14 protein-coding genes are annotated in these 15,389 nt (G+C 71.5%); 7 read left to right on the forward strand and 7 right to left on the reverse strand.

Annotated elements, in window-relative coordinates; all coding sequences use genetic code 11:
- Positions 1-5 precede the first annotated feature (5 nt).
- Complete coding sequence (locus OHT76_RS10165) at positions 6-737, reverse strand: ZIP family metal transporter (RefSeq protein WP_328870440.1); 732 nt, start codon at positions 735-737, stop codon at positions 6-8.
- Between the two features lie 99 nt (positions 738-836).
- Here OHT76_RS10165 and cobM point away from each other — a divergent pair, with 99 nt between their 5' ends.
- The 6 genes from cobM to cobC are packed head-to-tail and all read left to right on the forward strand — an operon-like array spanning position 837 to position 7,118.
- The gene (cobM, locus tag OHT76_RS10170; protein ID WP_328870441.1) at positions 837-1,655 is read left to right on the forward strand and encodes a precorrin-4 C(11)-methyltransferase; all 819 of its coding nucleotides are present in this window, start codon (positions 837-839) and stop codon (positions 1,653-1,655) included.
- Positions 1,652-2,884 (forward strand): precorrin-6y C5,15-methyltransferase (decarboxylating) subunit CbiE, encoded by a 1,233-nt coding sequence (gene cbiE / locus OHT76_RS10175; RefSeq protein ID WP_328870442.1) that lies wholly within the window; start codon positions 1,652-1,654, stop codon positions 2,882-2,884. The genes cobM and cbiE overlap by 4 nt, the downstream gene beginning before the upstream one ends.
- Complete coding sequence (gene cobJ, locus OHT76_RS10180) at positions 2,881-4,545, forward strand: precorrin-3B C(17)-methyltransferase (protein WP_328870443.1); 1,665 nt, start codon at positions 2,881-2,883, stop codon at positions 4,543-4,545. The genes cbiE and cobJ overlap by 4 nt, the downstream gene beginning before the upstream one ends.
- Complete coding sequence (locus OHT76_RS10185; RefSeq protein WP_328870444.1) at positions 4,542-5,132, forward strand: precorrin-8X methylmutase; 591 nt, start codon at positions 4,542-4,544, stop codon at positions 5,130-5,132. Before cobJ ends, OHT76_RS10185 begins: the two co-directional genes overlap by 4 nt.
- Positions 5,129-6,049: a sirohydrochlorin chelatase gene (locus tag OHT76_RS10190; protein WP_328870445.1), complete on the forward strand. Its 921-nt coding sequence runs from the start codon at positions 5,129-5,131 to the stop codon at positions 6,047-6,049. Before OHT76_RS10185 ends, OHT76_RS10190 begins: the two co-directional genes overlap by 4 nt.
- A gap of 4 nt (positions 6,050-6,053) precedes the next feature.
- A complete protein-coding gene (gene cobC / locus OHT76_RS10195; RefSeq protein WP_328876492.1) occupies positions 6,054-7,118 on the forward strand; it encodes an Rv2231c family pyridoxal phosphate-dependent protein CobC in 1,065 nt (354 codons plus the stop codon).
- A gap of 8 nt (positions 7,119-7,126) precedes the next feature.
- Here cobC and OHT76_RS10200 read toward each other — a convergent pair whose 3' ends face one another.
- From OHT76_RS10200 to OHT76_RS10225, 6 genes are all read right to left on the reverse strand, one after another.
- Entirely contained in the window at positions 7,127-9,214 is a 2,088-nt protein-coding gene (locus OHT76_RS10200) for a hypothetical protein (RefSeq protein ID WP_328870446.1), read from the reverse strand.
- Between the two features lie 110 nt (positions 9,215-9,324).
- Positions 9,325-10,212 (reverse strand): SCO1860 family LAETG-anchored protein, encoded by an 888-nt coding sequence (locus tag OHT76_RS10205; protein WP_328870447.1) that lies wholly within the window; start codon positions 10,210-10,212, stop codon positions 9,325-9,327.
- 153 nt (positions 10,213-10,365) lie between these two features.
- Positions 10,366-11,451, reverse strand: coding sequence for an amidohydrolase family protein (locus OHT76_RS10210; RefSeq protein ID WP_328870448.1), 1,086 nt, complete (start codon positions 11,449-11,451; stop codon positions 10,366-10,368).
- A 14-nt stretch (positions 11,452-11,465) separates the two neighbouring features.
- Positions 11,466-12,257: an amino acid ABC transporter ATP-binding protein gene (locus OHT76_RS10215; protein ID WP_328870449.1), complete on the reverse strand. Its 792-nt coding sequence runs from the start codon at positions 12,255-12,257 to the stop codon at positions 11,466-11,468.
- Positions 12,254-13,087 carry an amino acid ABC transporter permease gene (locus tag OHT76_RS10220; RefSeq protein ID WP_328870450.1) on the reverse strand — a complete coding sequence of 278 codons (834 nt, stop codon included), beginning with the start codon at positions 13,085-13,087 and terminating at the stop codon, positions 12,254-12,256. The genes OHT76_RS10215 and OHT76_RS10220 overlap by 4 nt, the downstream gene beginning before the upstream one ends.
- Before the next feature lie 4 nt (positions 13,088-13,091).
- Positions 13,092-13,943, reverse strand: coding sequence for a transporter substrate-binding domain-containing protein (locus OHT76_RS10225; protein ID WP_328870451.1), 852 nt, complete (start codon positions 13,941-13,943; stop codon positions 13,092-13,094).
- Positions 13,944-14,119: 176 nt separating this feature from the next.
- Between OHT76_RS10225 and OHT76_RS10230 the strand changes: the two genes are divergently transcribed.
- A complete protein-coding gene (locus OHT76_RS10230) occupies positions 14,120-15,184 on the forward strand; it encodes a pyridoxal-phosphate-dependent aminotransferase family protein (protein WP_328870452.1) in 1,065 nt (354 codons plus the stop codon).
- The last annotated feature ends 205 nt before the right edge of the window (positions 15,185-15,389 follow it).

A 15,389-nucleotide genomic window follows, 5' to 3' on the forward strand; every position in this document is an offset into this window, starting at 1 on the left:
GCGCCTCAAGACCCCGAGATTCCTACGACCAGCCAGATGAACCCGGCCCCGGCGATCGTGCACAGCAGCGTCGGTCCCGCCGGGTGTTCGTGGTGGGCCTCGGGGAGGATCTCCGCCGCCGCGAGATAGAGCAGCGCGCCGCCGAACAGGCCGAGATAGCCGCCGAGCAGGCCCTCGGGGACGGTCACGAACGTCGTACAGGCGGCGCCCAGCACGGGCGCGACCGCGTCCGCGAACAGCATGGCGAGGGCTCGGCGGCGGGCGTTCCCGTACAGGCTGGTGATCGTGTACGTGTTGAAGCCGTCCGCGAAGTCATGGGCGATGACGGCCAGGGCCACCGCCGTGCCCATGCCGCCGCCCACCTGGAAGGCGGCGCCGATCGCCACGCCGTCCATGGCGCTGTGGCCGACCATCGCCGCGGCCGCCGTCAGGCCCACCTCGGGGGCCCGGCCGTCCTTCTCCTCCGCGCCGTGCGCGGCCTGACGGGCGGCCAGCAGCCGTTCCACCAGGTGGGCCAGGAGGAAGCCGGCCACGAACAGGAGCAGCGCGGCGGGTACGCCGTAGACCTCCTCGCCCGCCGCCTCCAGCGCCTCCGGCAGCAGGTCGAGGCCGACCACGCCGAGCATCAGGCCGCCGGCCAGGCCCAGGACCAGATGGCGGCGGTCGGTCACGCGCTGTGCCGTCCAGCCGCCGACCAGCGTCATCAGGAACGCGCCGAGCGCGACGAAGACCGCCATAGGGCCTTGCTATCGGATCGGCGCGCGTCCGTGCGGGTCCGACGCCCGCGCACCCACTGACTTTTCCGCCCCGAACGCAATACCGAGAGGACCGATCCCATGGCCGATGCCCCCACCGGCAAGGTGACCATCGTCGGTGCCGGCCCCGGCGCCGCCGATCTGCTGACGTTCCGTGCCGCGCGTGCCATCGCCGAGGCCGATGTGGTGATCTGGGCGGCCAGCCTGGTCCAGGCGGAGGTCCTCCAGCATGCCCGCGAGGACGCCGAGATCCTCGACTCGGCGACCATGTCCCTCGAGGACGTCGTCGCCGTCTACGAGCGGGCCCAGGCGGAGGGCCTGCACGTCGCTCGTATTCACTCCGGTGACCCCGCCTTGTGGGGCGGTACCCAGGAGCAGCTCGACCGGTGTGCCGAGATGGGGATCGCCACCGAGGTGATCCCGGGCGTCTCCGCCTTCTCCGCCGTCGCCGCGCTCGCTCAGCGCGAGCTGACCATCCCCGAGGTGGCGCAGTCCGTCGTACTGACCCGGCTCGGTGGCGGCAAGACGCCGATGCCGCCCGGCGAGGAGGTGCGGGAGTTCGCCAAGCACGGGACCACCATGGCGATCTTCCTGTCCGCGGCCCGCAGCGGGCAGCTCGTGCGGGAGCTGCTGGAGGGCGGCTATCCGACCGACACCCCGGTCGTGGTCGCCTACCAGGCCACCTGGCCGGAGGAGCTGATCGTGAAGTGCACGATCAGCACGCTGGAGGAGACCGTCAAGGAGCACAAGCTCTGGAAGCACACGCTCTTCCTGGTCGGCCCGGCGCTCTCCGCGCACGGCACCCGCTCGCACCTGTACCACCCCGGTCACTTCCACGGCTTCCGCAAGGCCGACCCGCAGGCCCGTCGGGCGCTGCGCGAGCACGGGGCGAGCACATGATCACGGTCGTCGGTACGGGGACGGGGGCGCCGTTTCCGGGCAAGGTGCTGGACGGGGCGCGGCTCGTCGTCGGCGGGCGGCGGCATCTCAAGGCCGCGCCCGTCCCCGCCGATGCCGAGCAGGTCGTCCTCGGTCCGCTGGGGCCGGCGCTGGACGTCATCGAGCGCTATCTGGAGAAGTCGGACCGGGTGGTCGTGCTGGCCTCCGGCGACCCGGGGTTCTTCGGGATCGTGCGGGTGCTGGCCGAGCGGTTCGGGTCCGACGCGCTGGACGTGCGGCCCGGTGTCTCCTCCGTCGCCGCCGCGTTCGCGCGGGCCGGCGTGGCGTGGGACGACGCGGTCGTGGTCAGCGCGCACGGGCGGGAGTTGCGTACGGCCGTCAATGTGTGCCGGGCGCGGCCGAAGGTCGCGGTGCTGACGGGCCCCGGGTCCGGGCCTGCCGAACTGGGGGCCGCCCTCAGATGCGACGCACGGGTCCTGCTCGTCGCCTGCGCGCTCGGCACCGCCGAGGAGCGGGTCGAGCGGGTCACGCCCGCCGAGGCCGCGGCCCGCGATTGGGGTACGGCGGTGAGTGTCGTCCTGTGCCTGGACGAGACGCGGCTGCTGGGGCCGGTGCGTACGGTCGCCGGGCCGCCCGTCGGGCCCGCCGGATGGGCGCTGGACGAGGCGGAGTTCACGCACCGGGACTCGATGATCACCAAGTTCGAGGTGCGGGCCCTGGCGCTGGCCAGGCTCGGGCCCCGGCTCGGTGACATGGTCTGGGACGTCGGCGCGGGCTCGGGTTCGGTGGCCGTGGAGTGCGCACGGCTCGGCGCCGCCGTCACCGCGGTCGAGAAGACCCGGGACGGAATCGAGCGGATCCGCGCCAACGCCGCCGCACACGGGGTCGACGTACGGGCCGTGCACGGGGCGGCGCCCACGGTGCTGTCCGATCTCGACGATCCCGATGCCGTGTTCATCGGGGGCGGGGGGCAGGAGCTGCCCACCATCGTGACCGCGTGTGCGCGGCGGGCCCGGCGGACCGTGGTCGTCGCCATGGCGGCGCTCGACCGAGTGCCGGCGGCCCGGGCGGCGCTCGTGGGCGCCGGGTTCGACTGCGACGGGGTGCTGCTGCAGTCCTCGCGGCTCACGCCGCTGCCGGGGGAAGTTTCCCGGCTGGCGGCGACCAATCCTGTTTTTCTGCTGTGGGGCGTGCGGCCCCCGGCTTCTGATGAAGGAGTTGCTCAGTGATCGGCCTGATTTCCGCCACCGCGGCGGGGGCGGCTGCGCGGGACCGGCTGGCCGCGGCGTGGCCGGACCGTACGCGTGTGTACGAGGGTCCCGTGGCGGACTCCGTACGGGCCGCGTTCGCGGAGTGCGAGCAGCTCGTGTGCTTCCTGGCCACGGGGGCGGTGGTGCGGCTGGTCGCGCCGCTGCTCGGTGACAAGCGGACCGACCCTGGCGTGGTCTGCGTCGACGAGGGCGGGCGGTTCGCCGTCTCGCTGGTCGGCGGACATGGCGGCGGCGCCAATGAACTCGCCGTCGAGGTCGCGGAGTTGCTCGACGCGCAGCCCGTGGTGACGACGGCGACCGATGCCGTCGGGCTGCCCGGTCTCGACACGCTCGGCTTCCCGGTGGAGGGCGATGTCGCCGCGGTCTCCCGGGCCCTGCTGGACGGCGAACCAGTCGCTCTGGAGGCGGAGTTGGCGTGGCCCCTGCCCGCGCTGAAGGTCGCCGACGAGGGCGCCTACACCGTCCGCCTGACCGACCGGCTCGTCGAGCCCGCCGAGCGCGAGGTCGTCCTGCGCCCGCCGTCCCTCGTCGTCGGTGTCGGCGCCTCGAAGGGGGCGCCGGTGGAGGAGATCCTGGAGCTGATCCACAGCTCGCTGGAAGGGCTGTCGGTCCATTCGGTGGCCCAACTCACCACCGTGGACGCCAAGTCCGAGGAGCCCGGCATCGTCGAGGCCGCCGAACGGCTGGGAGTGCCGCTGGTGACGTACTCCGCCGAAAGGCTCGCGGCCGTCGAGGTCCCCAACCCCTCCGCGGCTCCCCTCGCCGCGGTGGGCACCCCCTCCGTCGCCGAGGCCTCGGCGCTCAGGGAGGGCGGTGAACTCCTCGTCCCCAAGCGGAAGTCGGCCATGGCGACCTGCGCGGTCGTACGACGTCCCGCACGCGGGCGGCTCGCGGTGGTCGGGCTCGGACCCGGCGCCCGGGACCTGCTCACCCCGCGTGCGAAGGCCGAGCTCCGGCGCGCTTCCGTGCTCGTCGGGCTCGATCAGTACGTCGACCAGATCCGCGATCTGCTCCGGCCCGGCACCCGGGTGCTGGAGTCGGGGCTCGGGGCCGAGGAGGAGCGGGCGCGGACGGCCGTGGCCGAGGCCCGCAAGGGGCACGCCGTCGCTCTGATCGGCAGCGGGGACGCTGGGGTGTACGCCATGGCCTCCCCGGCGCTGGCGGAGGCGAGCGACGACATCGAGGTGGTCGGCGTACCCGGGGTCACCGCCGCGCTCGCGGCCGGGGCGATCCTCGGCGCACCGCTCGGCCATGACCACGTCTCGATCAGCCTGTCCGATCTGCACACCCCGTGGGAGATCATCGAGCGGCGGGTGCGGGCGGCGGCCGAGGCGGACATCGTGGTCACCTTCTACAACCCCCGCTCCCGGGGCCGCGACTGGCAGCTCCCCAAGGCGCTGGCGATCCTCGCCGGGCACCGGGAGCCGACGACACCCGTCGGCGTCGTACGCAACGCCTCGCGGCCCGACGAGGCCGCCCGGGTGACGACACTCGGGCAACTGGACCCGGCGACGGTCGACATGATGACGGTGGTGACCGTGGGCAACACGGCGACCCGGAACATCGCGGGGCGCATGGTGACGCCGCGCGGGTACCGCTGGCAGGAAGGCCCGAAGTGAATCGCGTGGTCCACCCGATCGAGGAGGAGTCCTACCGGCGGCTGCGCGCCCGTCTGGACACCTCGCACTTCCCGCCGCTGACCCGGGCGGTCGTGGAGCGGGTCATCCATTCCGCGGCCGATCTGGAGTACGCGGACGATCTCGTCATGGCCGAGGCCGACTTGGAGAAGGCGCACGCCGCCCTGCACGCCGGCGCCCCCGTCGTCGTGGACGTCGAGATGGTGGCGGCCGGGATCACCCGCCGGGAGACCGTCTGCCGGCTCAGGGACGCCGTGGCCGGTCCCGGTCTGACGCGCTCGGCGCATGCCATCCGGCTCGCGTACGAGCAGGTCGGGCCCGGCGCCCTCTGGGTGATCGGGAACGCGCCGACCGCGCTGGAGGAGCTGCTGACCCTGGATGCCTCCCCCGTACTCGTCATCGGGCTGCCCGTCGGTTTCGTCGGCGCGGTCGAGTCCAAGGCCGCGTTGCGCGAGAGCGGGCTGCCCGCTGTCAGCAACGTGTCCGAGAAGGGCGGTTCCGCGGTCGCCTCGGCGGCGCTCAACGCCCTGCTGTACCACCCCACTTCCCACCCTCAGGAGAAATCGTGACCACCCCGCCGCCCGCCCTGCTCATCGCCGGTCATGGCACCCGGGACGATGCCGGAGCCGAGGCGTTCCGCGACTTCGTACGGGAGTTGGGGCGCCGCCACCCCGAACTGCCCGTCGCGGGCGGCTTCATCGAGCTGTCCCCGCCGCCGCTCGGCGAGGCCGTCACCGAGCTGGTCGAGCGGGGGGTACGCCGGTTCGTCGCGGTGCCGCTGATGCTGGTGTCCGCCGGACATGCCAAGGGCGACATCCCGGCGGCGCTGACCCGCGAGAAGGAGCGCCACCCCGGGATCTCCTACACATACGGCCGCCCGCTGGGCCCGCACCCCGCGCTGCTGAACGTGCTGGAGCGGCGGCTGGACGAGGCCCTGGGCGGGCGCGATCCGCAGGAGCGCAGGGACGTCACCGTGTTGCTGGTGGGGCGCGGGTCGACGGACCCGGACGCCAACGCCGAGGTGCACAAGGCGGCCCGGCTGCTGTGGGAGGGGCGCGGATACGCGGGCGTGGAGACGGCGTTCGTGTCGCTGGCGGCGCCGGATGTGCCGAGCGGGCTCGACCGGTGCGTGCAGTTGGGGGCGCGCAGGATCGTCGTCCTCCCCTACTTCCTCTTCACCGGCATCCTTCCGGACCGGGTACGGCACCAGACGGAGGGCTGGGCGGCCGCGCACCCGGAGGTCGAGGTGCGCTCGGCGGACGTCATCGGCCCGGAGCCGGAGCTGCTGGATCTGGTGATGGAGCGGTACGAGGAGGCGATCAAGGGCGATCTGCGGATGAACTGCGACTCCTGTGTGTACCGGATCGCGCTGCCGGGGTTCGAGGACAAGGTCGGCCTGCCGCAGCAGCCGCACTTCCACCCCGACGACGACGGCCACCATCACCACCACGGACACCACCACGGGGCGCACTCCCATGCGCACTGAGGACATGCGCACCGGGGGCAGCCACGACCTGCGTCACCACGGGGACGCGGAGGTCCGTGACGACGGCTCGGCGCTGGTCGACCTGGCGGTGAACGTCCGCGCGGACACCCCGCCGCTCTGGCTGCGGGACCGTATCGCCGACTCGCTCGTCTCTCTCGCTGCCTACCCGGACGGGCGGGCCGCGCGGGCGGCGGTGGCAGCGCGGCACGGGCTGCCGGTGGAGCGGGTGCTGCTGACGGCGGGCGCCGCGGAGGCGTTCGTGCTGCTGGCGCGCGCTCTGAAGGTGCGTCGGCCCGTGGTCGTGCACCCGCAGTTCACCGAGCCGGAGGCCGCGCTGCGGGACGCCGGGCACACGGTGGACCGGGTACTGCTGCGCGAGGAGGACGGCTTCCGGCTCGATGCGGCGGCCGTCCCCGAGGAGGCGGACCTGGTCGTCATCGGCAACCCGACGAACCCGACCTCGGTCCTGCACCCGGCGGACTCGATCGCCGAACTCGCCCGCCCCGGGCGGACGTTGGTGGTGGACGAGGCGTTCATGGACGCGGTCCCGGGCGAGCGCGAGGCCCTGGCGGGCCGCACGGACGTACCGGGCCTGGTCGTCCTGCGCAGCCTGACCAAGACCTGGGGCCTGGCCGGGCTGCGCATCGGCTATGTCCTCGCCGCCCCGGAGACGATCGCGGAACTGGAGCGGGCCCAGCCGCTGTGGCCGGTGTCCACCCCGGCGCTGACCGCGGCGGAAGCGTGCGTGGAGCCGCGCGCACTGGCCGAGGCGGCCCACGCGGCCCACCGCATCGCCGCCGACCGGGCCCATCTCGTCGCGGGCCTGCGGGAGTTCACCCCCGAGGGCCTCCGGGTGGTGGAACCGGCGGAGGGCCCCTTCGTCCTCGTACGACTGCCGAGGGCGGCGGCCGTACGAGGGCATCTGCGGGACCTGGGGTTCGCGGTGCGCCGGGGGGACACCTTCCCCGGCCTGGACGAGGAGTGGCTGCGTCTTGCGGTGCGGGACCGGGTGACGGTCAACTCCTTCCTCCAGGCGCTGGACCGGGCGTTGGCCCTGGCACACCGGTGAGCTGAGCGTCAGCCCGCCAGCTCCGCCGCGGTGGTCCGCACGGACTGGACCACGGAGGGCAGCACGTTGCGCGCGTCGAGGGTGTCGGCCAGGTCGGTGGTCAGCCGGACCGCCTCCTGGGTGCTGCCCTCGCCGCCCGCGGCCAGGGCGACGGCCACCTGTTCGACCTGCTGGGTCAGACCGATGTGGCCGAGGGTGTCGGCCGCGGCGCCGGGGTCGCCGTACGCCTTCTCGATCAGCGGCAGGGCCCGTTCCGGGTCGGGTACGACGGCCCTGAACTCTCGGTTGGCCGGCTGGTCGGGGTCCTCGACGAGGATCCGGCCCGGCACGGTCGCCGTACGGCTGAGGGCCGCAGCGGCGTGTACGGCCAGCGCGCTGTCGGGGAGCCGTTCCATGGCCTCGCGCAGGACGTCGTTGGCGCGGTCGAGGGCGGGTGTGCGGCCGCGGCTGCCGCCGAGGGCGAGCACCCGGCCGACCTCGTCGGTGTAGACGTCCGGGGCCAGCAGCTCCTCCTCGCGGCTCCTGGGCGGCCGGACGTCGATGCTGAGCGGCCCGGAGAGGATCTCGCCGCCGGGGCCGGTGTTCAGCATCGCGTGGATCCGGTAGCGCCCGGGTTCGGCGAGGTCGAAGCCGTTGAGCCCGGCGCTGAGGAACAGGGGCGCGTAGAGCGCTTCGCCGGGCTTGAGGACGTACGGGTCGTCCAGGTAGCAGTGGCGGGCGTACGGCACCCACTGGCGGGCCTCGCGGCCGTCGGCCGAGATGATCACGGTCAGGCGGTCGCCGAGCAGGGCGTTGCGGTCCACCACGATCGGCACGAACGAGGTGTTCTTCAGCTTCACCTCGGCGACCACGGGTTCCAGGGCCTCGAAGCGGGCGGCGGGCCTGCTGACCCGTACGGTGAGCTCCAGGGCGTTCGGCGTGGCCTGCCGGATCTGTTCGAAGGCGTGCTCGTCGAACCACGGGGCGGCGCCCTGCTTGACCACGCGTTCCGGGGCGTGGCGCAGGAAGAGGAGTTCGTTCTCGCTGAAGCCGTACCGGAAGTCGGCGAAGAACGCGGTCTCGCCGCCGGGGTAGCGGAACGGGTAGTTCATGTAGCTGAGGGCGAGGGGCTCGTCCGTCAGCGGGACCCACCGGGTGTGCTCGTCCTTGTCCCAGGAGTGGGCGAGGTTGAAGGTGTGCCCGATCTCGTGCACGGCCGTCCAGAACCGCAGCCGCTGCACGGCCTGGTCCGAGTGCGGGTCGCCCGGGCGCGGGACGGAGATGAAGGAGTTGCTGAAGACGGCGCAGCCCTGGCGCTGGGCGGTGCCGATGTCGTCGAACATGATCCCGCCGAGCCCGCTGCCCCGGATGTGCTGACCGGCGAACAGCGTCCACACCTGCCACTGCGGGGCGTCGGCCCACTTGGACCAGTGCACCTGCATGGCGTCGTGCATCTCGATGTCGGTCCAGAGGCCGTCGGTGCCCGCCTTGATGACCGGGACCACGTCGTCGCCGCCGGTCTTGGTGACGGCGATGCCGAGGCGGGTGAAGGCGTCCTGGATGGTCAGGTGGGTGTCCGGCAGATCGGCCGGGCGGTTGGGGTGCGCGTGCAGCTGGTAGTCGGTGACCGCGGTGGCGTCGCTGGCGCAGTCGTACTCGATGCCCACCTCGCGGAAGGCGGCCCGCCGGAAGACGAAGGTGCGGGTCACGGCCGCCGGTCCGCCGGTGAACGTCACGCGTGCCCTGCGCTCCCCGCCGAACGGGAAGCCGCCGAACAGCTTCACCAGTACGTCCGTGTGCGGGACGAGGGACGCCTTCCCGTCGCGGTAGAAGATCTCTCCCGTGTACCCCTGTTGTACGTCGTCCCAGGCCACCCTGGCGATCCAGGTCACCCTGCCGCCGAAGAGCTGGGTCCTGGTGCCGCTGACGGTCATGGTGGGCATCAAGCCGTCCACGTCGACGCGGAGTTCCTCGAGCACGAGCGGGCTTGCGCCCCCCGTGGCCGGGACGGTGGGGCGGGGCAGCTCCCGTCCGTAGACGCCGCTGCGGCGCGGGAACGGGACGGCATGCTCCCGCGTGCCCTCGATGTTCGTGTCCTCGATGTCGTCGATGGTCATGTGGTCCTCCCCCGAGGATGTGGACTCCGGGCCCTGGGCCCGGAGTCCTGGGTGGCCCACCCTCCTGCTGGGTCAACTGCCCGTCAATGCGCGGAAAGGACCGTTTCCTCTCAGCCCTTGCCGCGCCGGGCCAGCGCCATCGCTCCCCCGCCCGCGGCGAGCAGGACGACCGCGCCGCCCGCGAGGTACGGGGTCATCGAGTTGCCGCCGGTCTCGGCGAGGCCCGCCTCGTCGACGGGGCCGCCCTGGGGTTCCACCTCGGGTTCCTCGCTCTGGACCGTGGGTGCTTCGCAGGTGGCCTTCGCCAGCGTGACCGTGCCGGTCACCTCGGCCACGTTCAGCTTCAACGGGTTGACGGACACCGTGAGTTCGAGGCCGGTGGCGGCCGCCGTGCTCGATGTGGTCTGCGTCTTGGACAGGTCCAGGCGGACCTCGCCGACGCCGGGCACCTGGACGTCGGTCGTGCCACCCGTCGTCACCGTGACCTTCTTGCCGAGGACCGTCACCGCTCCGAGCAGATTGGAGGTGGCGGTCGGGGTCTTCCCGGCCTCGCAGCTCGCCTTCGAGGTGACGCCCTCCAGTTCGATCAGGGACAGCAGGGGCAGGCCGGGGACATGGAGCTTGGCGTGGGCGAGGTTGGTGGAGCCCTCGGCCTTCGTGTCGGTCACCGTCGCCTTCGCCGAAGCCACCTCCGCGCCCAGGACGTTGAACGGCTGTCCGCCGTCCACGCCGTCCAACTGGGCGGTGAGCGCGGTCCTCTCGGCGCTCTGCGGCGCCTGGACCTCGTTGAGGGAGACCGCGAGCGGGACGTTCACGGTCTTGTTGAGCAGGGACACATCGAGCCCGGTGCGCAGGACCACGGCGCTCGCGCGGCCCTGGTCGTCGGTGGCGTGCGCGGAACCCGCGCCGGCCAGTGCCGCTGGTCCGGCGGCGAGGGCCGTGGCCGTCGCGACGGTGGCGAAACGGCGTGCGGGCATGCGGAAGTTGTTGCCGTTCAAGGTGGGGGACCCCCAGAGAGACAGGCTTGGGACCCGGTAAGAATTGCGTGCGCGGAGGTGTTCGTCAGCAAGCTGACGAGGGTTCACTCCAACGTGACCATTCCGTGCACATCTTCGAATCCCTGGGCACGCACGTTCTCCACAGTCACCCGGTCAACTCACGACGCGGCCGTTCAGCACGATCCGCCGCGGCGCGGCCAGCACCCGTACATCGGCCCTCGGGTCCGTCTCGTACACCACCAGGTCCGCCGGCGCGCCCTCGTCGAGACCGGGGCGTCCGAGCCAGCGCCGTGCGCCCCAAGTCGTCGCCGAGAGCGCCTCCTTGGGGGGAATGCCCGCAGCGACCAGTTCCTCGACCTCCGCGGCGACCAGACCGTGCGGCAGGGTGCCGCCGGCGTCGGTGCCGACGAAGACCGGGATACCGGCGTCGTAGGCATTCCGGACGGTGTCGTAGCGGCGTTCGTGGAGCCTGCGCATATGGGCCGACCAGCGCGGGAACTTGCTCTCGCCGCCCTCGGCGAGCTTGGGGAAGGTCGCGATGTTGACCAGCGTCGGCACGATGGCGACACCGCGCTCGGCGAACAGCGGGATCAGGTCCTCGGTCAGGCCCGTGGCGTGCTCGATGCAGTCGATGCCCGCCTCCACCAGGTCCTGGAGGGAGTTCTCGGCGAAGCAGTGCGCGGTGACCCGGGCGCCCAGGCGATGGGCCTCCGCGATGGCCGCCTCGACCGCCTCCCGCGGCCAGAGGGGGGCGAGGTCGCCGAGGTCGCGGTCGATCCAGTCGCCGACCAGCTTCACCCAGCCGTCGCCGCGGCGGGCCTCCTGGGCGACGTAGGCGACGAGGTCGTCCGGCTCGATCTCGTGGGCGTAGCCGCGGATGTAGCGGCGGGTGCGGGCGATGTGACGGCCCGCCCGGACGATCTTCGGAAGGTCCTCGCGGTCGTCGATCCAGCGGGTGTCCGACGGGGAACCGGCGTCGCGGATCAGCAGGGCGCCGGCCTCGCGGTCGGTCAGCGCCTGCTTCTCCGCGATGTCCTGGTCGACGGGGCCGTGCGGCCCGAGGCCGACATGGCAGTGCGCGTCGACGAGGCCGGGCAGTGCCCAGCCGTCGACGGTACGGACATCACGGGCGCCGACGGGACGGTCGTAGGAGATCCTGCCGTCGACGACCCACAGCTCGTCCCGGATGTCATCGGGCCCGACCAGGATCCGGCCCCTCACCTGCAGCACACCGCTCATGCACTGCACCTTAGTCAGGTGCCGCCGCCCACCTGGTCCGAGGTCTCCTCCTCCACCTCGGCCATCGCCGGGTCCAGCAGGCGGGAGAGGAAGTGGCGGGTGCGTTCGTGGCGGGGGCTGCCGATGACCTGGTCCGGGATGCCGTCCTCGACGATCACTCCGCCGTCCATGAAGACGACCCGGTCGGCGACCTCGCGGGCGAAGGTCATCTCATGGGTGACGACCATCATCGTCATGCCCTCGTTCGCCAGCATGCGCATGACCGCGAGGACATCACCGACCAGCTCCGGGTCCAGGGCCGAGGTCGGCTCGTCGAAGAGCATCACCTCGGGGCCCATGGCCAGCGAACGGGCGATGGCCACACGCTGCTGCTGACCGCCGGAGAGGGAGGACGGATAGGCGTCCGCCTTCTCCGCGAGGCCCACCCGCTCCAGGTTCTCCGCGGCCACCTTCGCGGCCTCGGCCTTGCCGCGCCTGAGGACCCGGCGCTGCGGCAGCGTGAGGTTCTCGGTCACGGTCAGATGCGGGAAGAGGTTGAACTGCTGGAAGACCATGCCGATACGACGGCGTACGGCGTCGATGTCGACGTCCGGGTCGGTGAGTTCCGTACCGCCGACGAAGACCTGGCCCTTGGAGGGCTCTTCGAGGAGGTTCACGCACCGCAGCAGCGTCGACTTGCCGGAGCCGGAGGGGCCGATGACACACACGACCTCGCCGCGCTGGATCTCCAGGTCGATGCCCTTGAGGACCTCGTTGTCGCCGAAGGACTTGTGCAGGTCCTTGACGTGGATCTCGGGACGACTCACCTGATGGCCTCCTGAGCCTTCGTCTCCATGCGGCGCACGACGAAGCCGAGCGGGATCGTGACCAGCAGGTAGCACAGGCCCGCGACGAGGATCGGCGTGGAGTTGGCGGTCGTGCTGGCCAGGTCACGGCCGTACTTGGACAGCTCGCGCTCCTCCAGGGTGACACCGAGGAACAGCACCAGCGAGGAGTCCTTGAAGAGCAGGACGAGTTCGTTGGTCAGCGGCGGAAGGATGATCCGGAACGCCTGCGGGATGATGATCGAGACCATCGCACGGGCCGGGGAGAAGCCCAGCGAGCGGGCGGCCTCCATCTGCCCCTTGGGCACCGCCTGAATGCCCGCGCGGATCGTCTCCGCCATGTACGCGGCGGAGACCAGACCGAGCGCGAGCGCGACCTTGCCGTAGGTGCCGCCCGGGATCTCCGTGCCGGGGAAGGCCAGCGGTACGGCCACGCCCACGAAGATGAAGATCAGCAGGGCGGGCAGACCGCGGAAGATCTCGATGTAGATGCCGGCGAGCCAGCGGTACGGGCCCACGGACGACAGCCGCATCAGCGCGATCACCATGCCGAGGACCAGTCCGAAGACAAAGCCGGACACGGTGTACAGCACGGTGTTCTTCAGCGCCAGCGTGATGATGTCCGGGAACATCTGCTCGGCGATGTCGGCCTGCGCGAACTGGTTCTGCAGCCGGTCCCAGTCGGCCGCGACCGCGAAGGCGATCACGGCCGCGGCGAAGACCACGTACTGGATACCGCGGGACAGCTTGCGCTTCTGACGCCGGGTCAGGCCCTTTTTCTTCGGCTGGAGTTGTACGTCTGTATCGGCCATGGGGTCAGGAGGCGGACGCGCTCGGCGAGGCGGCGGACTCCTCGTACGGGCCGATCCACTTCTCGTAGATCTCCTTGTACGTGCCGTCGCCCTTGGCGTCGGCCAGCGCGTTGTTGATGGCGTTGAGGAGCTTGGTGTTGCCCTTCTTCACCGTGAAGCCGTACTGCTCACCGGTGTTGATCTGCTCGGCGACCGTGAAGGCGTCGGCGTTGGCCTTGTCCTTCAACCAGCCCTGGACGACCGGGTAGTCGATGACGACGGCCTCGACCTGACCGGTGCGCAGACCGTTGAGGACGGCGTCGGAGGACTCGAAGGAGACCGGGTCGAGGCCCTGGCCCTTGGCGTAGTCCTCGCCGGTGGTCTGCGCCTGGGCGCCGACCTTCTTGCCCTTGAGGTCGGCGAAGGACGTGATGCCGCTGTCCTTGGTGGCGAGGACGGCCTGGGTGGCCTCGAAGTACGGGTCCGAGAAGTCGACGTTCTTCTTGCGCTCCTCGGTGATGGTCATACCGGCGGCGGCGAGGTCGCACTGGCCGGCGTTGAGGGATCCGCCGGTCTTGAAGTTCTCGAAGGGCTGGTCGACGATGGCCTGCTTCACGCCCAGGTCCTCCGCGACCAGGTCGATGAGCGAGACGTCGAAGCCCTGCACCTCGCCGTCGATCTCCGACTGGAAGGGCGGGTAGGGCAGGTGGGTGCAGGTGGTGAGCTGGCCCGCCTTGACGAGCTCAACGCCACCGGCGGCGGTCTTGCTGCCGCTGCCGCCGTCGTCGTCCGAGGAACAGCCGGCCACGAGCACCAGCCCGGCCGTCGCGGTGGTTGCGGCCAGAATGCGGGTCCGGCGCCCGAAGGTCGTCTTCACGGGGGGAGCCTCCTGTACGGGAACTGTGCGTTCCGATTATAAGGAGAAGTTTGAGCAGCTCAAACCAAACCCATGGCTGTCGAGGCGTTCGGCCTAAGAAGTCGGGAGTAAGGGGGTGAGACCGCGCCGACTAGGCTCGACTCCGTCGACCCCATGACCGAGAAGAGAGCACCGCCGTGACCCACCCCTTCCTGGACCTCGCCCCGCTGAGCGCAGCGCAGTTCGCCTCGATCGAGGACCGGGTGGCACGGCTGCTGGACACCCGGCGGGACGTCGTGATCATGCAGGGCGAGGCGCTGCTGCCGCTGGAGGGTGCGATCCGTTCGGTGGCGGGCCCTGGTACGACGGCCCTGAATGTGATCACCGGCCCCTACGGCCAGACCTTCGGCGACTGGCTGCGGGACTGTGGCGCGAAGGTGATCGACCTGGCGGTCCCCTTCCACACGGCGGTCACGGCGGCGCAGATCTCCGAGGCCTTCGCCGAGCACCCGGAGATCGACTTCGTCTCCCTGGTGCACGCGGAGGCGGCGACGGGCAACACGAACCCGGTGGCGGAGATCGGTTCCGTTGTGCGCGCGCACGGGGCGCTCTTCTACCTGGACGCGGTGGCGTCGATCGGCGCGGAGCCGGTGCTGCCGGACGCGTGGGGTGTCGACCTGTGCGTTGTCGGGGCGCAGAAGGCGATGGGCGGTCCGGCGGGTGTGTCGGCGGTGTCGGTGAGCGAGCGGGCGTGGACGCGCATGGCGGCAAACGCTCAGGCCCCGCGCCGCTCGTACCTGTCCTTGCTGGACTGGAAGGAACGCTGGATCGACGGCGGCCGCCGCGCGCTGCTGCACGCTCCGGCGCAGCTGGAGATGCTGGCGCTGGACGCGTGCGTGGAGCGGATCGAGGTGGAGGGCCTGGACGCGGTGATGTCCCGGCATGCGTCGGCTGCGGCGGCGACGCGGGAGGGGGCGGTGGCGCTGGGCGGAGGCCTGGAGCCGTATGTGTACGAGGCGAGGGAGGCGGCCCCGGTCGCGACGACGCTCCGCACCCCGCCGGGCGTGGTGGCAGTGGAACTGGTGACCCGGGCGCTGTCCTGCGATCCCTCATTGCCGCTGGCGGCGGGTGGGGGTCCGCTGGCCAAGGAGATGATCCGGGTGAATCACTACGGGGCGGATGCGACGCCGGAGACGGTACGGCGGTGTCTGGCAGCGTTGGGGGCGGCGCTGGCGGAGTCGGGACTGTCGAATCCTGCGTGAGCGCATCGACGGAGTTACCGGGACCTGAATTCAGCGTAATTCCGAATTGCTTTTAGGGGGCAGCTTCCCGTTCTCTTCTGCCCGCTTTTCATCGACCTAAACGCAAAGATTTCGCGAACGCCAAGCGGAGTAATTCGGACAGGTCTCGTGCAGATTACATGGCTGTGACGCGTTACACATCACGCCCGTTTTGCACCCTATACCC

It is taken from the genome of Streptomyces sp. NBC_00287, assembly GCF_036173105.1.
Lineage (GTDB): Bacteria > Actinomycetota > Actinomycetes > Streptomycetales > Streptomycetaceae > Streptomyces.

Coding starts and splice junctions, on each gene's coding strand:
- OHT76_RS10165 (WP_328870440.1), bottom strand. CDS start 737: ATGGCGGTCTTCGTCGCGCTCGGCGCGTTCCTGATGACGCTGGTCGGC.
- cobM (WP_328870441.1), top strand. CDS start 837: ATGGCCGATGCCCCCACCGGCAAGGTGACCATCGTCGGTGCCGGCCCC.
- cbiE (WP_328870442.1), top strand. CDS start 1,652: ATGATCACGGTCGTCGGTACGGGGACGGGGGCGCCGTTTCCGGGCAAG.
- cobC (WP_328876492.1), top strand. CDS start 6,054: ATGCGCACCGGGGGCAGCCACGACCTGCGTCACCACGGGGACGCGGAG.
- OHT76_RS10200 (WP_328870446.1), bottom strand. CDS start 9,214: ATGACCATCGACGACATCGAGGACACGAACATCGAGGGCACGCGGGAG.
- OHT76_RS10210 (WP_328870448.1), bottom strand. CDS start 11,451: ATGAGCGGTGTGCTGCAGGTGAGGGGCCGGATCCTGGTCGGGCCCGAT.
- OHT76_RS10220 (WP_328870450.1), bottom strand. CDS start 13,087: ATGGCCGATACAGACGTACAACTCCAGCCGAAGAAAAAGGGCCTGACC.